The following is a 20092-nucleotide window of genomic DNA, read 5'->3' as shown; positions in this document are numbered from 1 at the left end:
AGACCCTGATCTCGACGCTTTACTGCCCTGGAACTTCGCTCATTAATACTCGCCCCGTGGGATCATGGGGCGCATACGATTAAACCAGTTTCACCACACACAAAAAAACCAGCTAACAGAGTTAGCTGGCTTATTCAGTTAAGGCTAAAATTAGGCTGTTTGTATTGCTGGTTTACTACTTTTTCTTAGATTGATAACGATAAAGAATAATGCCCCAACGACCAACAACCCGGCAGAAAGATAGAAGCCAATGGCTTTAGATCCCGTTATATCTGAGATAAAGCCGGTCAATGGCGGTGCAATAATTGACGACGACATCCCCGATAAGTTGAAGATAGCTAGAGCCCTTGCCATTCTTATTTTCGGTGCACGCTCAGTAACATAAGAGATCAATATTGGGTCAAGAGCCATCTTTCCAAGGAACCCATAGACAACAAGACTGATCATCAGTGCCGTGGTGTTCGGGGATAAGACGGTAAAAGCCAACATCAGGCCACCGGCAATTTCCAGCGTCACGACCATCTTGATCATCTGTGACTTAAACTTATCAGCCAAAGAGCTAAAGAACAGCGCACCAGGAACCGCGACCATAGCGACCAAAGCCGAAGCCCCGCCAATAGCAGCTCCCTCGAACCCGCGCTCTGTCTGTAAGTAACTTGGCAACCAAGTTACGATCATGTAGTAGCCATAACAGGTACAGAAATAGAGGAAATATACCGCAATCAGCTCCGGGTTGAGTAAAGATGCCCCTTGTTGCTCAGTCTCTGCTGTAGCCGAGTCTTGTTTTTTAGGCTCGACTGCAACGTGTGCTTTTTTATGGGGCTTTATCACTATCGCAAACACAACAAGCATTACGAAGATCACAGCCGCTGAAATATACAGCACGTTGTTCCATGCCATACCCATGTTCTTGACCAGAACACTGGATCCGATAAGGCCGATCCCCATACCGACGGCTGAACCACTATTAACGATTGCTGAAGCAAACGCACGACGTTCTTGTGGAACATGCTCACCAGACAAAGAGTAAGCAGAGCAAAAGAAAGAAGCACATCCTAATCCGGACAGCAATGAACCTGCATATACCATGTTGATTGAGGGCGCATTGGCAATAACCAATGTACCTATCGTAAATAAGCTGAAGCCGCATAACAGCGTCAACTTTTGCCCCATTTTTTCAACAACAATAGAGGCTGGTATTTGGCCACCGCAATATGCTGCAAAGTAACATGTAGCAATAAAGCCTATCTGTGTATCACTAATATCACCAAGCGCAGACTGAATTTCTGGATAAATCGGCGTTAGAACCGTACGATAAATCCAAATAGCGACCCAACCAAAGCAAAGTATTACGACAAGTTTCTTCCAGTACTCAATACCGGATTGATTACGAGTTTCCATATTAATTTCCGTGTATTATTTGTAAGCTAGCTCATAAAGCACATTAATCAGTGCTTCGACGCCAATAGTTAGATCATCGACATGTGTTTGTTCTGCTGGGTTATGACTAATACCAGCAATACTCGGAATAAAGATCATTCCTGTAGGAATGCGAGGAGCAAAGATCTGCGAGTCATGCCCGGCACCACTGTGCATTCGCATATAGTTCTTACCTTGCGACTCAAACGTCGAGTCAATGAGATCGACCAAAGTTGGATCCATCGGAATTGGCTCTTCGTCCATAAACAGATCAACATCGATTTCAATGTCCATGCTGGCACAAATTTGCCTCATGTCGGCAATGATCTGATCGCTGAAGCCTAGTAGTTTTTCCTTATCAGTATGGCGACAATCCATGCTGAACAAAATATCACCCGGCACCACATTGACGGTATTTGGCTTAGGAGCAACTTTACCGAAGGTCAATACCAGCGGATCACCGACTGCTTTTGCTTTATCAATCGACTGGCTACAGATTTTGCTGAAAGCATAAACCGTATCTTTACGGTAACCCATTGGGGTAGTGCCAGCATGGTTGGCTTCACCTTTTAGGGTAATATTGTAGCGGCGCTGACCAGCAATGCTGGTGACGACACCTAGCTGCTTACCCTCAGTTTCCAAGACTTTACCTTGCTCAATATGCAGCTCGACAAAAGCTTTGATGTCTTTTCTAACAGTGCGGTCAGTTGCAAAATCAAACCCGCATTTTTTCATTGCATCAACAAAATTGACACCCTTGCTATCGGTCAGATCTTTCACCGCATCATTATCAGCAATACCGACAATGTTCTTACTTCCCCAGAATACATAAGGAAAACGGCTACCTTCTTCTTCAGCCAAAGAAACAACTTCAAGTGAACGCTTTGGTGAACCGTGCTGATCTTTTAAGTATTGCAATGCAATAAAAGCAGCCTCGATACCAAACTGGCCATCGAGATTACCGCCATTTACGACAGTATCAATATGCGAACCAGACATAATCACCTGATCCGGGAACTCTGTGCCTTCCAAGCGTCCGTAGATATTCCCCACATCATCTGAATAAGCCTGCAAACCGCTTTTTTCAAATAAATCTAACAACGTGTTTTGTGCTGATAACCACTCTTCGGTATACAGGAGACGTGTCATACCCGCCCCTTCTTGATAACCATACTGAGTGATTTTTTTCGACGTTTCTTCTACCTTTGTTTTTAATAGCTCCATCTTTTCATTCCTTATTTTGTTTCAAAATATGTATTTCTGACAGGCTGTTCATAACGGTACAGGTGCTTAATAAGAGTTCTTTCTTGTATTATTTTTTCTGCTTACCCATTAAATGCAGATTTATGATCGTAGGAGTTGATGTATATTTTATCTGAACGCAAGTACTCATAAACATCATCGATAATGTCTATTCCATTTTCTCTTGATTTTGCTTCAATTAAATCACTATTCTGACCCGGATATAATACCTTATCAAAACCTGGAGCCGGGCGGATATCACCTAATTCCTGCATAGTTTGAGAAATCGATTCAATGAAGTATTCTTTTGTTGTGAAAAATTCGGGGTTAATCACAATATGTAACTGGCCTAAATTGCGCCCTTGCGTTAAATCATCGTACATTGAACTGACGTTTTTACCGAAAGGCAGACCCAACATTACGCCAGAAAGAATATCAACCATCATCATCAGACCGTATCCCTTTGGTCCGGCGATAGGTAATAGTGCTCGCACTGCATGTGGATCAGAAGTTGGGTTCCCTGTGCTATCTACCGCCCAGGTATCAGGAATTGATTGGTTACGAGAGCGAGCATCCAGAACCTTACCCCAAGCTTGTATCGTGGTCGCCATATCAAAGTTGATTGTCTTACCATCAGGGCCAGGCGCTGAAAAAGCAATTGGGTTGGTACCATAGTAAACTTCGCTGCCGCCAAAAGGGACAACCATAGGATCTGATTGACACATTGAAATCGCGATAAGTCCCTGCTCGGCTGCGTATTTGGTAAAATAGCCCAATGCACCACTATGACTCATCCGCTTCACGCCGATAACAGCGACACCTTTCGACTTTGCCATCTCAACCGCTTTATCCATGGCGTTCTTTGCAATAACATGGCCAGCGCCATTATCACCATCGTACAGTGCACTACAGGGGCCTGTTTCTTCGTAAGAAAATTGAGGATTCGCATTTATGCCTCCTTTCGATATTCGCTCCGAATAATACTCCACCCGAACAGCACCATGTGAGTGCACACCACGCTCATCGGCAAAAACAAGGACATCTGCAACAATGTCAGCATGTTCATCAGATAAACCGGCTTGTTTTATTTTATTTTTAATTAACTGATGAAGCTGCTCACTTGAAAGAATCATAATGTACTCCATGATAAATATTTAATTTCACGGGCTAATAGGTTTATTTTATTTCTTTATAAATCTATAGTAGCTTAAGAAATATATTGTTTTGTGATCTATAAACACTCAATTAAACTTCATGATTTTTTCTGTTTATCTGTAAATAATCATTAAAAGGTTTTATATAGTGTTTATGATTTTCTGTAAGTTTAAGAACAACCACATTCCCAGTAATGTATCGGCACCAGAGTAGTGACCATGTTCTAAAAGCCGGGAAGCATAGTAACTAAAATCATTCGGGCTGGCGTTTATTAGGTCTAGTAATGCAACTGAAAAATATCCGTTTCTTGCTTGCTCTAGATATCCAGCACTCACTGATGTTGTCCAGTAATCTAGATCTAGCGATAGGGGCAACAACTTATGCGCATTTTCTTTTAAATCAAGTTGACTATAAGCACAGGCCAGCATGCCAACCAACATATCATCATGGCTGGGCGTTAATCCTGGCCCCGCCCCAATAATGCCTTTCCAGCATGGTGTATTTCCATCAAACCATTGGTACAACTGGGCCAATATTGGATAAAAAGACGTCTTGTCTTCGTCCTTTATAATGTCTAACAATGAGCCATATAACCCCGTTTCCTTTTCTTGTTTACTCAGAAAGTCAGTCAACGCCAACAAGGAAATAGATGATGCCCCCTGCGCTTTAAGCCATACCCCATTTACTCCCTTATGCAGATGCAAATCGTTAACTATCATGCCATTACTGACTAAGCGTATATCGCAAGCACCCGGTGCAAGCGAACTTAACTGATTAAATACCTGGGCTGACACTGACCAGCCGGAGGGACTCATTCCCGCATCACTGCGGTGTAGGGTTAGTACCTTGTTATCTTCAGTTAGAAAATTAATCGCCTTACTGCCACTGCCAGCAAAACGTAACGGTCCTTGCCTAAAAGGTGCTGACAAACTGTAGGCTAACGCTTCATTTTCCATCAAGTCCCCCCGGTTTGATCTAGGCAGCCATCAGGCCGCCTCCACACGACTTACTTGGCCTCAAAGCCCATATCTTGAGCCAAGGCTTCTAAGGCTTTTTCAAAACATGCTAGTGGTGCCCTTACTGTACCGGCCCCAATTTGCCCAATACCTGCTTCCTTATGGGCAATGCCTGTATTGATAACAGGCGTAATCCCGGTTTCAACCACATGTCGCACGTCGAGACCCAGGCAAGCTCCTTGGAAATTCCATGAAGGGATTTGTAGCAAAGAGTTTTGTTCAACAAAAATCTCGGCCATTTCTTCCGAAACATCAAGCGCAACGTCAACCCCACCAACACCGACAAAGCGTGTAACGCCTGGTGCAGCGACCATCGCAGCGCCACCGACGCCGTAGGTTTCAGTAATGGCACTATCACCAATATCTGAATTGGCTTGGTCTTGGGAATAACCAGTGAAATACAAACCTTCAGGTGTGTTGACTGGCGCAGTAAACCATTGGTCACCTAGCCCACTGACTCGAATACCAAAATCCTTACCATTACGCGTCATTGCGGTAACAATAGAGCCGGCCTTGACTGTCGCACCAGCATCCATTGCACACTTACAAAATGCCATTGCCAGATTCAGGAAAAATTGGTCGGTAATACTGAGGAAGTCAAATACCCTCTTCAATACATCCTTGCTGATGTCAACAGCGGCAATGCTCGGCGCAAGCGTTCTCAATAGTAATGAGGAGGTAGCGATGTTACGTTGGTGAAATTCATCCCCCATGGTAATGCCTTGGGCCATGATAGCCCCTAAGTCAACCCCACCATCAGTATTTTTCAACGTATCTTTGAGTACCGGCATCAACTCTTCACGCATCCAGTGCAGACGTTGCTGGACCTCGTCACCGTAAGCGCCAAAGCGCATGACTTTACCAATACCTTCGTTCATATTGCAGTAAGCGAAATTACCGTCGGCTTTATTTTCAACCACAATCACTGGCATGTTTGCTGATGTAATCCCCCCCATAGGGCCAACTGCATTATGGTGATGGCAAGGACTGAATTTAACCTCGCCGCTCGCAAGCATGGTCATTGCTTCTGTGTCTGAAGTTGCCCACCCTTCGTATAAACAAGCACTGACACAGGCGCCTTGCATTGGCCCAGTCATTTCTTCCCATTGGATCTGAGGGCCAGCATGCAATAAATGCTTTCCTTCAGCCAACCACGAGATAACTTCACCTGCAGAGGCGACATCAACCCAAAATGGACGAGCTGATTTCACTTTTTCCAGAACGGCGGTGTTGGCTTCATTAATTGATGAATACATATCTTTGCTTCCCTATTGCATTTGCTTTAAAAGACTGGCTAATTTTGAGTTTCCGCCCGCGATGGGGGCCCACTGATAATGCACAACAGGCGTAGACGCAGATTGCAAATCATCAGCAAAGCTACGCAACCCCGCATTCACCACCTTGATCCCATCTAAGAGGGAAGGTCGCTCTTTAGCTGTCTCAATTTCTTGTTGTGTAATTAACGCTTCTGACAGCAACACCGCTTCTTCCAAGGTGTTGACGACAGCGACCCCCGCATCAACTAACGTGTCAATTTGCTTCGAACGTTGCTGAGGATCGTCTTGAGTACCAGTAACGGTTGCAATAACATGCAGTGGACTTTGTCGTTTGGATTTAACACTTTCAACCGCGTCTATGAGAGCTGCAGCTGGATCTGCTGTCGCGCCATAGCCGATCACAACATCTAGCAGTAAGACACCAACACTTTCTTCAACAGCACGTTTCTCGATTTCTAAGGTACGGGTTGTGGGGTCGATCATCGGGTGAGGACGTCCAACCGTATAATGATCATCACCGAGGTCGATAATAAGATGACCGCCATCATTGAGCATGACACCTTGGCGATGGGCATCATCGACTTTGAGGCCTAACTGCTCTGCAGCAAGCATCGCAGCCTCAGCAGCCAGCGTACCACCGGTATACAAACCAAGAATGTTTTTACCAGCAGTGTAATTGCAAGCTGGAACGTACTGCCGGACGTTGGCTAACATCGCAGCAAGCCTACCGGCTTCAGCAAGGCTATTGGCAAAAAAGACATTGCCATCGCGAGGTTTATCTTGGCGTGTGCCCAGAAATAGAGCGACAACGGGTTTACTCATTTCCTTCATTGCTTGAATAACAACTTGCTCAACGTCAGGAGCCGGGGGTTTAGAAACAAATGCAACAACTTCAGTTTCTTGGTCGCATTCCATCATTCTCAGTGCACTCAATGCACTTGCACCGCCAACTTCCGCCGACAGGTCACGACCGCCTAAACCAAGTGCATGCGTGATCCCTTGCCCGGCCAAACAAACTTGCGAAGCTAGCTCCTGAATACCGGTACCTGAAGCGCCGACTATGCTTATTGGCCCTTTCGGTAATACGTTAGCAAAAGCGAGTGGCGAGCCCGCCACCATGGCGGTACCGCAGTCAGGCCCCATAACCAACAGTCCTTTTTTAGCGGCTTTCTTTTTCAATGCCACTTCCGATTCAACGGGCACATTGTCAGAAAACATCATCACATTGAGATCATTATTCAGTGCCTCATCAGCTAAATCGGCGGCATAATCTCCTGCCACTGAGATCAAAGCCAAGTTGGCCTCAGGCTGTTTTGCCAGTGCGGTTTGCCAACGACGAACCACGTCAAGTCGTTGCCCTCCAGCAGAAGCCTGCGCAACCGACGCAAGAGCATCGTTTAGCTGCTGTGCGATCTCTTCAGATACATCACCGCTATCAGCCGTTGGCCTAATCGCGACACATATATCGTTTGGCGTCGCATCGTCAAACATCGGGTGCCATAATCCTGTAGATTCCAGCAACGACTTATTAGCAGGCGTCCCCATCATTACAGACACTTCTTCGACATCACAGCCATTACTTAATTGCCTTGATATCAGCATCAAGCTCACTGAGTCCTGAAAACAACCTTTTTTTATAAATGCTTGGATCATGTATGACCACCCTTCAATCCCAAAATAAATAACGATGAGAAAGCTATTTATTACTTCTCGCTTCCTTGTCTTGAGTTAAAGATTAAGGCAGTGATAGATATAAAATATTGAGCAATATCACACTCAAAATATTGTTATAATATTTTCATGAATGCCCTGATTATCGTTCAATCTTTATTGATTAAGTTTAATGTAAAACTGAATCCTTTAAGATTTTTTATATAATTCACAAGCTATTTTAAAAATAATTTTCTTACACTTACTTTTAATTACTTTATCAATATTAGACTTCGGTCAATTTTTTTTCTTCCATATTCTTTTATAAAACATGACTTACTATACATTCAAGGAATAGCTATGCTGGACAGGGAAACCATCCGTTCTTTCATGAAAGTGGCCGAACATGCCAATTTTTCAAAAGCGGCTGAAGAGTTACATAAAACACCGGCAGCCATCAGCTATCGAATAAAGGTGTTAGAAGACGCTGTCGATACACAGCTCTTTATTCGTACAACAAGAAGTGTCAACCTCACCGAAGCTGGTGAGCACTTACTTAGCCAGTGTCAAAAGTGGCTTGATTGGATGGAGAGTATGCCTGATGAACTGCGTCAAATTGCAGATGGTGTAGAACGCTATATTAATATCGTAGTGAATAACCTACTCTTTGATGAACATGCGGTATCCCAGCTTATACTTGCATTACATGAAGCTTTTCCCTTTACCCAGATCAATATCTCCAGCGCGGTATATATGGGAGTATGGGATGATCTATTGAATAATGACTACCACTTCGCAATCGGTGTTCCGGGGCTCGACACGATTGAAAATTCAGTGAAACTTCGTCCTTTAGGTAAAATGAGTTGGAGCTTTACCCTGGCGCCCAACCACCCACTAGCCGCGCTCAACATGCCACTCAAAGAGTCGCAGCTCAGACATCACCCTGCGATTAATATTGAGGATAGTTCGCAGCATATCAACAAACGCACTGCATGGCTGTTACGCGATCAGAAAGAAATTAAGGTACCTGACTTATCAACAAAAGTAGCCTGCCATAAGAACGGTGCTGGTATTGGTTTCCTGCCAAAAAACCTCGCGAGGCCTTTGATTGATGACGGGTTATTAATTGAGAAAGAAGTGCAGTGGAGCCGTACTCCATCTCCACTTTCGATTGGTTGGCGTCAAGACTCAACTGGTGAAGTAACCCAGTGGATTATAGAGCTATTCAAAAATAACGACCCCATAATCCAAGGGTTCTTAAAAAATATCGATCAACTAACTCACTAAGACATCTTCGGGGGCTACTGTGCATGCTGGTCTGACACATGTCCCCTTTTCACCCACTAATATTTGCTCTACGTCCTGCAAGGCACCAATAAAAGCAATTTGACCTGTCCGCTCCACAAATTGAATAACGGCTTCTGCTTTCGGTCCCATTGCACCATCAGGTGCCGCAAAAGGACGCATCTGGCTAACAGTGACATCCTTTAGTGCTTTTTGGTTAGGCGTACCCCAATCTTGATAAACGGCATCCGCATCGGTAAGGATCATCAAGTAATCAGCACCAATTTGCTCGGCAAGCATTGCAGCGACAGCGTCTTTATCTATCACCGCTTCTACACCACGGTACCCAACGTCCTGTTGCACCACGGGCACCCCACCGCCGCCGCAGCATACCACTGTTTTTCCCTGATCTAAAAGGCTTACAATTGTATCAGCTTCAATAACTTGAACAGGTTTTGGTGAAGCAACCACGCGACGGATATATTGACCATCTGGTTTCATTTTCCATCCATGTTGTTTTTCTAGTTTAGTCCTGTCTTGTGGCGAATATACCGGCCCAATATATTTGGTTGGAGCAGCAAAAGCAGGGTCGGATGCTGACACTTCAACCCGGGTTAACAGGCAAGATACATCACTCATGCCTTGTTCTGTTAATGAGTGCATGAGCATATAACCCAACATACCTTGCGTTTGAGCCACTAAATTATCAAGTGGATAAGCCGGCACCTCGTTGTAGGCCGAATTCTGTAGCGCCAGTAAACCAACTTGTGGCCCGTTGCCATGCACGATGATGACATCATAATCTTGATCAAGTTGCTTAATGAGTACAGTTGCCTTGTCTATATTATGTTGTTGGTTTTCTGCCGATAACACTTCACCACGTTTGAGCATGGCATTACCGCCCAACGCAATAACAATTCTTTTTTTATTCATGACACACCTATTTAATATTTACCCTGCGGGATGCTAAATACACAAAATCATATTTAACTTTGTACATTTAAAATATTAACGACTCTATTTTATGTCTAGTCTATATTTGTGATTTACTTCTTTATCAAACATTTTTATTTAATTCTGACATCAGCATACAATTATACCTTTAAGTGGAAATTGAGTTACCTTGATCACACTTTTACTCTCTTATTGGGTTAATATTTATTGACCAACACAGCTTCTGGTAATAGGGCCCATAAAACTTCCTTCCGGGCCCGTTTTTTTAGGTGATAGATTCGAGGTACAAGATGGGATACTTAAACAACAATACTGGATACATAAATGATTTACTGGCAACACGCGCAGTAATTAAAAAGAACAACTTTGCAATTCTTCCTCCTGACGGGTTAGTTAAAAATATTCTACCTGGCTTTGAAAATTGCGACCTAACTATCCTGTCATCACCACAACTAGGTGCCAGTTTTATTGATTATCTAGTAACCCTTCATGATGGCGGCAACAATCGTAGTGGATTTGGTGGAGAAGAAATTGAAACTTTTTTCTATGTCATGTCCGGACAAGTTGCTGTCGAAGCTGATGGTCAACGCCATACACTCACCGCAGGTGGCTATATTTACTGTCCTCCGGGAGCACTGTTATTCATCGAGAATGCCAACCAAGGCGAAGATAGCCAGGCCTTCTTGTATAAGCGAAAATACCAACCTATCGCAGGTTACCAGCCTCACCTAATCGTTAACCACCGTGATAATCTAGAGAAAATCCACTATGAAGGCATGGAGAATGTCATTGTCGAGGACTTGCTCCCGAAAGATTTAGGTTTCGACATGAACTTTCATGTACTGACTTTTGAGCCAGGAGCTTGCCATGGCTATATCGAGACACATGTTCAGGAGCATGGTGCTTATATTCTCAGCGGTGAAGGTGTCTATAACCTAGACAACAATTGGATCCCGGTGAAAAAAGGCGATTACCTCTTCATGGCAGCCTACGTTCCCCAAGCCTGCTACGCAACAGGAAGAGGTGAGCCGCTTAGCTATATCTACTCCAAAGACTGTAACCGAGATATTTCATTATAAACCTCCATCACTGCTAAACACTACGCGTAACATCGCCTTTGGAAGCGCCGGTCCAATCTTGCGCTTCCTTTTTTTTAATCATAATTTGATTATCAAAACTTTTTATAGAAAAACAATTCTTCCACTCATATCAATGATCTCGTAGCATTAATCCATATATCCTCAGGTTAAGTGCCGCCACCATGCGACGGAGCAAAACATTTAACTGTCGCATAATAGAGCTGGAAGAATAAGATAAAGGAGCCCGCAATCAATGACGATTAACAATGAACTGTTTGAAACCCTCAATCCACCACAGCGCTTGCTGATGGGGCCAGGTCCAATCAACGCCTACCCTCGTGTCTATCAAGCTATATCCAGCCAACTCATCGGCCAGTATGATCCGGCGATGACAGAATACATGCGTCAAACCCAACAGCTGTACCGCCAAGTATTTCATACCCAAAACCCTGAAACGTTACTCATTGATGGTACGGCAAGGGCAGGTATTGAAGCGGTATTGGTGTCTATTCTTCAGCCCGGCGACAAAGTTTTGATCCCAGTAATTGGTCGCTTTGGCCACTTACTGTGCGAAATAGCCCAGCGCACCGGTGCCGAAATCACCACCATTGATGTTGAGTGGGGTAAGGTCTGTGATCCTCAGCAAGTCGAGGACGCCATCAAGCGTGACAAACCAAAATTACTGGCCACTGTTCAAGGCGATACGTCAACAACAATGAATCAGCCACTGGCTGAAATCGGTGAAATTTGTAAACGTCATGATGTGCTGTTCTATTGTGACGCCACGGCTTCTGTGGCCGGTAATGATCTATTGGTTGATGACTGGCACCTTGACGCCGTTTCCGTCGGCCTTCAAAAGTGCTTGGGTGGCCCATCAGGCAGCGCACCACTGACCCTGAGCCCTAAATTTGTCGAGCAGATCAATCGCCGTAAACATGTTGAAAAAGGGATCCGTGATAATCACCATATTGATGGTGAGGAAGCGATGATCCAATCCAACTACTTTGATTTACCGATGATCCTCGACTATTGGGGCGAAGAAAGGCTGAACCACCATACCGAAGCCACCTCGATGCTGTACGCCGCACGAGAATGTGCAAGAATCTACCTAGAACAAGGTCCAGCGAATGTCATTGCACGCCATAAGCAAGCGGGAGGTGCCATGGCGGCCGGTCTGCAAGCCATGGGCTTACAACTATTTGGCGATCAAGACTACAAGATGAATAATGTCGTTGGTGTATTTATCCCTGATAGAGTTGATGGCGAAAAAGTTCGTCGAGAGCTATTAACTCGATTCGGTATTGAAATCGGGACGTCATTTGGCCCACTTCAAGGCAAAATATGGCGTATCGGTACGATGGGATATAACGCCCGCCAAGAAGCTGTGCTTCATACACTCGCAGCACTTGAAGCCGTACTGCATAAAAATAAAGCCCAAATACACCTTGGTGCATCAGTCGCCACAGCAATGGAATATTACTGATCCCAACCATGCCTGCTATCAGGTTGAAATAAAACAGTGCCACCGTAAGGTGGCACGCTGTTATTTAGTCGCTACGTTTTTTGCCTTACCGTCGGTTCAACTAATGAGTCTGATTTTCCATCATTCCTGCCACTTGAAAGGCTGTTAACGTTAGGTTTTCAGTACCACCAGCAAGGGCTTGGGATAAGGTGCACGGTTTAGACAAAATCGAGAAACATGCCACGATGCCCACTTGGCGTAATGCATCACAGCCATCGCCCAATGACCCCGCCAAAGCAATGGTCGGGATACCCATTGATTGCGCTAACTTTGCAACGCCTGCCGGTGTCTTACCGCCCAATGTTTGCCCATCCACTCGTCCTTCTCCGGTGATAACCCAGTCGGCCCCTCGCAATTTTTCAGCCAGTGAAACCGTGTCCGACACAATGGTAATCCCGGGTTTCAACTCTGCTTGCATGAATGCCAACAAACCAGCACCCATTCCCCCAGCAGCACCAGCTCCGGGCACATTAACCACCTGACAACCTAACTTTTCATCAATACAACCTGCATATCGAGCCAATGCCAGATCCAGTTGCTCAACAACATCAGGGGTGGCGCCCTTTTGTGGGCCAAAAATGGCAGAAGCACCGCGAACTCCAATCAATGGATTATCAACATCACATGCCGCAATAACCTCAACGCCAGCAAGTCGAGGATCCAAGCCTTCCATATCAATGTCTGCGATGCGCGATAACTGAGCACCGCCATGGCCAATGGGATAGCGGTACTTATCGAGAAACCTAACACCAAGCGCCTGCATCATCCCAGCTCCGCCATCGTTAGTTGCACTACCACCAATAGCGACAATCAACCGTTTTGCTCCGACATCTAGCGCCGCTGAAATCAATTGACCGGTCCCGTAGCTGGTTGTTAAACGAGGATCCCGCTGATCTGAGGTGAGTAACTCTATCCCCGAGGCTCTTGCCATTTCAATCACGGCCGTCTCACCGTCACCCAGCATACCGAACTGAGCCTCTACCTGCATATCCGGTAATGGCCCCATCACCTTCACCGTATGACGATGCCCATTTGTCGCATCGACTAATGCATCCAACGTGCCTTCCCCACCATCAGCCATAGGCACACATACCACCTCACTGGATGGTAAACGTTGGGTGATGCCTTTTTTTATCGCCCGGCACACTTCGGCCGCACTTAAACTTTCCTTGAATGAATCAGGGGCAATGACTATTTTCATCCACCATCTCCTTTTCTAAACACACCAGCAAAAACCACAGCGGGCACCGAGGTGCCCGCTGGTTTGGTTAGTCTCGGATAGAGTGATTACTCATATGCTCAAGCGCTTTGATCATTGCAGAGTGATCCCATCCACTTCCATCGAGCGCGGCGCAGGTATTAAACAACTCCTGTGCGGTAGCCGTGTTGGGTAAGTTCAATTGCAGCTCACGCGCACCTGTAAGGGCAAGATTAAGATCTTTTTGATGCAGCTGGATACGGAAGCCTGGGTCAAATGTCCCTTTGACCATACGCTCACCATGCACCTCGAGAATTTTCGAAGAAGCAAAACCGCCCATTAATGCCTCACGGATCTTAGCTGGGTTCGCGCCAGCTTTTGAAGCAAACAATAGTGCTTCACCGACAGCTTCAATATTCAATGCGACAATGATCTGGTTGGCAACCTTACAAGTCTGGCCATCCCCGTTACCACCAACAAGGGTGATGTTCTGTCCCATCACTTCCAACAGCGGCTTAACTTGTTCAAAGATATCATCTCGACCACCGGCCATAATAGATAACGTGCCCGCTTTTGCGCCCACTTCACCACCAGACACTGGCGCATCGACATACCATGCACCAAGAGCTTCAACTTTCTGGGCAAACTCTTTCGTTGCCATTGGCGAGATAGAGCTCATATCTACCACAACTTTACCGGCGGCCAACCCTTTGGCGATACCAATGTCAGAGAACAGAACATCTTCAACCTGAGGGGTATCCGGCACCATTGTAATGATCACCTCAGCAGCTTCTGCTACAGCCGCTGGTGTCGGGCACGCAAAACCTTTCTCCCCCAGCAATTCAGCGGGTGCAGGCTCAAAGTGCTCAGAGAAGTACAAGGTATAACCTGCGTCCTGCAGATTTTTTGCCATTGGCTTACCCATGATCCCCGTACCAATAAATCCAATATTTTTCATCCGATTCTCTCCCTTCCTTAAACTAAATTAAATTCTTTAAGCCAAGTCAAACCCGCCTGAGTACCGTTTGCAGGCACGTATTCACACCCAACCCAGCCGCTGTAACCAATATTGTCGAGATGAGCCAGCAAGAATGGGTAATTAAGCTCACCCGTACCTGGCTCATGACGCCCTGGATTATCGGCCAACTGAACATGGCCAATTTGGCCTAGGTTCGTTTCCAGCGTACGAGCGATATCCCCTTCCATGATTTGCATGTGGTAGATGTCATATTGGTAACGGATATTGTCAGAGCCGACATCTTCCAGTAGGCCAAGGGCCATCCGAGTATTGGATACAAAGAAACCGGGAATATCACGTGTGTTGATAGCTTCAATAACAAAAGCGATGCCTGCAGCCTCTAGCTGTTCATTGGCAAACCGCAAATTATCAACAAGTACCCGGTAAGCATCATCATCGGTGACATGATCCGGCTTAATACCGACCAGGCAGTTTACCTGGCTGCAGCCTAACGCTTTTGCGTACTCAATTGCCTTGGGGACACCCAAGCGAAACTCTTCAACTCGGTCAGGATGGCACGCAATGCCACGCTCACCGGCAGCCCAATCTCCGGCTGGCAAATTAAAAAGTACCTGCTGCAAGCCATTAGCTTCCAGCTTCGCGGCAATTTCATTGGCAGGGAAGTCGTAAGGGAACAGGTATTCAACACCACGGAAACCCGCCTCTGAGGCGGCTTGAAAACGGTCCATAAAATCAAGCTCAGTGAAAAGCATTGACAGGTTCGCTGCGAGTTTTGGCATAATTCATGCTCCTAGGTGCTGTGGCATTCCAGCCACAGCAAATTCGAAATAAATGATCAAAATTGATGGGTATGTCTTCGCTAGAAAAGCTTACAGGTCGACGGTTTCTTCAAATTCCATCACCTTGTCAATGTCTGGCCCCATCGCAATGTTGGTGACGCGCTCGGTCAATACCTCAACCACAACAGGCACTTTGTACTTCTGCAGCCATTCTTTCGCCTGCTCTAGCGCAGGGCCGATGTCTTGAGGCTGATCCACACGAATAGCCTTACAACCAAGTCCTTCAACGACACGCTTATGATCGACACCATATTCTTTCAATTCCGGGGCATTCTGGTTTTCAAAAGAAAGCTGAACGCAATAATCAATATCAAAGGCTCGCTGAGCCTGACGAATAAGACCTAAATACGCATTGTTAATGAGCACATGGATATACGGCAGTTTGAACTGGGCACCTACCGCGAGCTCTTCAATGAGGAACTGGAAGTCATAGTCACCAGAAATGGCGACTACAGGCTTAGACGGGTCTGCTTTTACCACCCCAAGTGCTGCAGGCATCGTCCAACCTAACGGACCTGCCTGACAAGCATTGATCCAGTGCCTTGGTTGATGAACATGCAGGAACTGATTAGCTGCAATTTGTGCCAATCCGATCGTAGACACATACCTTGTATCGGGACCGAATGCTTTATTCATTTCATGGTAAATGCGCTGTGGCTTAACCGGGATACAATCAAAATCTTCACGTCGTAACATCGTACGCTTACGTTCAGCACAACTAGCGACCCATTCACTCCTATCTTTCAGATCACCGGTGGCCTTCATTTCTCGGGCCACTTCGATAAAGACCGATAATGCATCGTGAGCATCGGAAGCAATACCTAGATCTGGCGAGAAGACGCGGCCAATTTGAGTTGGCTCGATATCAACATGAATAAACTTGCGTCCTTCGGTGTAAGTATTCAGATCCCCTGTATGACGGTTAGCCCAGCGATTGCCGATGCCAAACACAAAATCTGACTCAAGGTAAGTGGCATTTCCGTAGCGATGGTTAGCCTGACACCCCATTCTGCCGGTCATCAAAGGATGCTCATCAGATAATGTTCCCCACCCACGCAATGTTTGGATAACAGGCACATTCACCAATTCAGCAAATTCACGCAGAAGTTCAGAGGCGTCAGCATTAATGATCCCGCCACCAGCGACCAATACAGGTTTGTCAGCCTGGTTCAGCATTTCTAGCGCTTTCTTAGCTTGATCTTTAGTCGCCGATGTTTTTGAAGGAGTCATTGGCTCATAGAGATCAATATCAAACTCAATCTCAGTCATCTGTACATCAATCGGCAAATCCAACAGTACTGGACCAGGGCGGCCAGAACGCATTTCATAAAACGCCTTTTGGAAAGTCCCTGGCATCTGGCCAGCTTCTCGAATTGTTACCGCCATTTTAGTTACAGGCTTGGCAATTGCTTCGATATCAACCGCCTGAAAGTCTTCTTTATGTAGCTTCGCAACAGGTGCCTGGCCAGTAATGCAGAGAATGGGAATCGAGTCTGCAGACGCTGAATAAAGACCGGTGATCATATCGGTACCCGCCGGGCCAGACGTACCAATACACAGACCAATATTACCCGGTGCTGTGCGGGTATAACCTTCAGCCATATGAGAAGCACCTTCAACATGTCGTGCTAGCACATGGTCAATGCCTCCTATCTTCTTCAGAGCTGCATACATAGGGTTAATCGCGGCACCTGGGACACCAAATGCAGTATCCACACCTTCTTTTTTAAGAATTAATACTGCCGCTTCTATTGCTCGCATTCTTGCCATAATTTTTCTCCACCTAAAGATAGGATAAGTTTTGTCACCCTAACCAAATAGGATTTAATTAAATTAAAAATATTTAAAAGCTGATGGTATAATTGGCAGATAATTTTTTAACAATACAATTATCTTCACCCGCTCGGTCAATCGTTAGAAAGTCTGTTTCTTTATTTTTTGCAAACAGTAAATAATGCCAGACATTACGGTGGTAATTTACGCCTTGATTTCCGTTTGTGATAAATGCACGTAATGTCGACTCTTCAATATTGTCATCACCCTGAGCAACAATAACTATAAATCGCTCACCGTTTAATGGAAAGAAAGCCTGACTTCCTTTAGGGTGCTTTTCCAATAAGTCGAATGAGAGGCTGTTATCAAAGCCAGCGGCTCGAACAATACTAATCAACGGGGCAGCAGTATCTGACACATCAATAGCTCCAAGAGCATGAAAACGCTGACCTGAGCGATCATTGATATAGAAAAATTCGGAGTTATCCGTTTCAATCACATCACCAAAAGGGGCAAATGCCTCTTTAGTGAGAGGCTCTACTGTTAATTCTCGCATAATTAAAGTCACCTAATATAATTACCAAATTAATTTAAAGGGTTAACCGTTATTAAACGACTAACAATCATAATCGGTATATTCCCCTTCTCTGAGGATAATAAAAACAGAGATCCACATTGAAATACTTGACCTAGACCACACTTTATTTTCTCAGTATATTTTTCAAACAATATAGGAATGATTAGTAAAAAAATTTATTGCCAATCAAGCTCATTCTTTAAAGTTAATTCATTTAAATCAACGTTAAAAATTAAAAATAATTTAATAAAGAATGGTAACAATCCATATGAAAGGGGAAAAACATGACATTCAGAATTATAAGTAGTTTGAACAATTGAAATTTCGTGCAAAAAAAAACCACCTGCAAAGGTGGCTTCCTTATTCATATTAACTTTTGATTATGACTCTTTGATCGTCACTTTCTCGATAATGATGTCGTCCAGTGGCACATCTTCGTGACCAAAGCGGGTCATGGTCAGAGCCTTACCAATATTGTTCACCACCATCATGCCGGCAGTGACTTTACCAAATACGGCATAGCCCCAACCTTGATTGGTGGTTGACGTGAAATCAAGAAAGTCATTGTCTTCCAGGTTAATGAAAAACTGCGCTGTCGCCGAATGGGGTGCATCAGTACGGGCCATGGCAATGGTACCGACTTTATTTTTTAAACCACGGTTGGCTTCATTTACAATCGGATCACGGGTCGGCTTTTCCTTCATGCCAGGGAGGTGACCTCCACCTTGGATCATAAAACCGTCGATGACACGGTGGAAAATCGTCCCTTCGTAGAAGCCATCCTTGCAGTATTGCAGGAAGTTCTTTGAGCTAACCGGCGCTTTATCGAAATCCAGTTCAATTTCGATATCACCAAAGTTTGTCGTGAAAATAATCATAAAAATATCTTAGCTAAATGTGCGTTGCTGGCAGTATACAAAGCTTAGCGGATACCGCAAACACTAACGCCCTACTCCCACGCTGTTAGCATTTTGGCCAATAACCCATCAAGCTGTTGTTGCTCTTCCTCCGATAACACCTTCAATCTATCTTGGTTGCTATCATGTAGCTCACGAATGATGTCATCGATCAGCACTTTACCCTCTAGTGTTAATTGCACCAATTTGCTGCGTTTATCCTTGGGATTATCAACCCGATCAACCAAACCAGCTTTGGTCACCCGGGTAAGCACTTTGGTTAAGCCACCAGAGCTTAGCAACATCGAACTGTACAGCTCTGTTGGTGACAAGCAAAACGGCGCGCCAGCCCGCCTCAAGGAGGCCAGTACGCCGAAATCGGCACTTTGCAACTGGTATTGATCAATCACTTTTACCAAGTCTTGCTGTAGATAATCATGAATACGGTGAATACGTAAAATCGGCGGTGAGTATTGTTCAAACGATTCAGGCCAATTTTCTTTTATACTTTTCAATATATTAGAAACAGTCTCTTGCTTTACCATCTGCCTACTCCTTCCTAACCTTTATAAATATATCTTGCTGGGAAAATAAACGCCATATAATATATTTCCAGAAAGATAAATAAGCGATTTTATGGCTAAGAAGCAACTATTCGAGGCAATGCAGCAGGTAACTGCTTAAAGATAAAATTACTATTGTCATTCCTTGGTATTGAACACCAGTGGAAACACGTCAATATTTTAGATAACGAGACTAAAACAACAGAATTCTTGGCTCTCAATCCTAATGGTAAAATCCCAACAGTCGTTTTAAATGACGGTCGAGTGCTTTGTGAGTCCAATGCAATATTAGAATATTTTGCAAAAAATACGCCTTATCTACCTAAAGACAGTTATCAAAGAGCAAAAGTGTACGAATGGCTTTTCTTTGAACAATACTCACATGAGCCTTATATTGCTGTGGCACGTTTTATCCAGAAGTATCAAGGTATGCCAGAGCACCGCCTAGAAGAATATAAGTCGCTACAATCAGGTGGTCATAAAGCTCTACAAATCATGGAACTACAGCTGTCAAAATCAAAATTCTTAGTTGGTGGTAGTATTTCTATCGCTGATATCGCACTGTATGCTTATACCCATGTCGCTGACGAAGGGGCGTTGTTGAACAAATCCTGGGAACCTTTTGGTAGCGCGATGATCTGATCCCTCGACACAGTGAAGGGAGCAGAC

At 44.9% G+C, this 20092-nt stretch carries 19 protein-coding genes; 4 read left to right on the top strand and 15 right to left on the bottom strand.

From position 1 onward, the window contains the following. Positions 1–150: 150 nt before the first annotated feature. From NHN17_RS22245 to fdrA, 6 genes are all read right to left on the bottom strand, one after another. Positions 151–1401 (bottom strand): MFS transporter, encoded by a 1251-nt coding sequence (locus NHN17_RS22245; RefSeq protein ID WP_255044844.1) that lies wholly within the window; start codon positions 1399–1401, stop codon positions 151–153. Between the two features lie 15 nt (positions 1402–1416). Next, positions 1417–2643 (bottom strand): allantoate deiminase, encoded by a 1227-nt coding sequence (allC, locus tag NHN17_RS22240; RefSeq protein ID WP_255044843.1) that lies wholly within the window; start codon positions 2641–2643, stop codon positions 1417–1419. Between the two features lie 101 nt (positions 2644–2744). Beyond that, a complete protein-coding gene (gene allD, locus NHN17_RS22235; RefSeq protein ID WP_255044842.1) occupies positions 2745–3794 on the bottom strand; it encodes an ureidoglycolate dehydrogenase in 1050 nt (349 codons plus the stop codon). A 162-nt stretch (positions 3795–3956) separates the two neighbouring features. Further along, the gene (locus tag NHN17_RS22230) at positions 3957–4772 is read right to left on the bottom strand and encodes an oxamate carbamoyltransferase subunit AllH family protein (RefSeq protein ID WP_255044841.1); all 816 of its coding nucleotides are present in this window, start codon (positions 4770–4772) and stop codon (positions 3957–3959) included. Between the two features lie 50 nt (positions 4773–4822). Continuing rightward, positions 4823–6088 (bottom strand): YlbE family protein, encoded by a 1266-nt coding sequence (locus NHN17_RS22225; RefSeq protein ID WP_255044840.1) that lies wholly within the window; start codon positions 6086–6088, stop codon positions 4823–4825. A gap of 12 nt (positions 6089–6100) precedes the next feature. After that, complete coding sequence (fdrA, locus tag NHN17_RS22220; RefSeq protein WP_255044838.1) at positions 6101–7762, bottom strand: acyl-CoA synthetase FdrA; 1662 nt, start codon at positions 7760–7762, stop codon at positions 6101–6103. 357 nt (positions 7763–8119) lie between these two features. Here fdrA and allS point away from each other — a divergent pair, with 357 nt between their 5' ends. Continuing rightward, a complete protein-coding gene (gene allS / locus NHN17_RS22215; protein WP_255044837.1) occupies positions 8120–9046 on the top strand; it encodes an HTH-type transcriptional activator AllS in 927 nt (308 codons plus the stop codon). On the opposite strand, the gene NHN17_RS22210 is transcribed toward allS, so the two are convergent. Continuing rightward, positions 9035–9976 (bottom strand): carbamate kinase, encoded by a 942-nt coding sequence (locus NHN17_RS22210; protein ID WP_255044836.1) that lies wholly within the window; start codon positions 9974–9976, stop codon positions 9035–9037. The two genes, allS and NHN17_RS22210, sit on opposite strands and share 12 nt — an antisense overlap. A gap of 311 nt (positions 9977–10287) precedes the next feature. Here NHN17_RS22210 and allE point away from each other — a divergent pair, with 311 nt between their 5' ends. After that, on the top strand, positions 10288–11076 hold the full coding sequence (gene allE / locus NHN17_RS22205) for a (S)-ureidoglycine aminohydrolase (RefSeq protein ID WP_255044835.1): 789 nt from the start codon (positions 10288–10290) through the stop codon (positions 11074–11076). A gap of 253 nt (positions 11077–11329) precedes the next feature. Continuing rightward, positions 11330–12559 carry a pyridoxal-phosphate-dependent aminotransferase family protein gene (gene pucG, locus NHN17_RS22200; protein ID WP_255044833.1) on the top strand — a complete coding sequence of 410 codons (1230 nt, stop codon included), beginning with the start codon at positions 11330–11332 and terminating at the stop codon, positions 12557–12559. Positions 12560–12659: 100 nt separating this feature from the next. On the opposite strand, the gene NHN17_RS22195 is transcribed toward pucG, so the two are convergent. From NHN17_RS22195 to NHN17_RS22160, 8 genes are all read right to left on the bottom strand, one after another. Next, entirely contained in the window at positions 12660–13799 is a 1140-nt protein-coding gene (locus NHN17_RS22195) for a glycerate kinase (RefSeq protein WP_255044832.1), read from the bottom strand. Between the two features lie 67 nt (positions 13800–13866). Beyond that, positions 13867–14754 (bottom strand): 2-hydroxy-3-oxopropionate reductase, encoded by an 888-nt coding sequence (locus tag NHN17_RS22190; protein ID WP_255044831.1) that lies wholly within the window; start codon positions 14752–14754, stop codon positions 13867–13869. A 17-nt stretch (positions 14755–14771) separates the two neighbouring features. Next, on the bottom strand, positions 14772–15554 hold the full coding sequence (gene hyi / locus NHN17_RS22185) for a hydroxypyruvate isomerase (protein WP_255044830.1): 783 nt from the start codon (positions 15552–15554) through the stop codon (positions 14772–14774). Between the two features lie 90 nt (positions 15555–15644). Then, complete coding sequence (gcl, locus tag NHN17_RS22180) at positions 15645–17384, bottom strand: glyoxylate carboligase (protein ID WP_255044829.1); 1740 nt, start codon at positions 17382–17384, stop codon at positions 15645–15647. A gap of 73 nt (positions 17385–17457) precedes the next feature. Then, entirely contained in the window at positions 17458–17943 is a 486-nt protein-coding gene (locus tag NHN17_RS22175; protein ID WP_255044827.1) for an ureidoglycolate lyase, read from the bottom strand. Between the two features lie 197 nt (positions 17944–18140). Beyond that, complete coding sequence (locus tag NHN17_RS22170; protein WP_255044825.1) at positions 18141–18332, bottom strand: hypothetical protein; 192 nt, start codon at positions 18330–18332, stop codon at positions 18141–18143. A 12-nt stretch (positions 18333–18344) separates the two neighbouring features. Continuing rightward, positions 18345–18842 carry a peptidylprolyl isomerase gene (locus NHN17_RS22165; protein ID WP_255044824.1) on the bottom strand — a complete coding sequence of 166 codons (498 nt, stop codon included), beginning with the start codon at positions 18840–18842 and terminating at the stop codon, positions 18345–18347. 71 nt (positions 18843–18913) lie between these two features. Then, positions 18914–19405, bottom strand: a complete 492-nt coding sequence (locus NHN17_RS22160) for a MarR family winged helix-turn-helix transcriptional regulator (protein ID WP_255044823.1) — start codon at positions 19403–19405, stop codon at positions 18914–18916. A 108-nt stretch (positions 19406–19513) separates the two neighbouring features. Between NHN17_RS22160 and NHN17_RS22155 the strand changes: the two genes are divergently transcribed. Next, complete coding sequence (locus tag NHN17_RS22155) at positions 19514–20065, top strand: glutathione S-transferase family protein (protein WP_255044845.1); 552 nt, start codon at positions 19514–19516, stop codon at positions 20063–20065. Positions 20066–20092 lie beyond the last annotated feature (27 nt).

This window comes from Photobacterium pectinilyticum (genome assembly GCF_024357955.1).
Taxonomy (GTDB): domain Bacteria; phylum Pseudomonadota; class Gammaproteobacteria; order Enterobacterales; family Vibrionaceae; genus Photobacterium; species Photobacterium pectinilyticum.
Note: the sequence above shows the minus strand (reverse complement) of the source record. Positions and strands in the feature narration are given on the sequence as shown.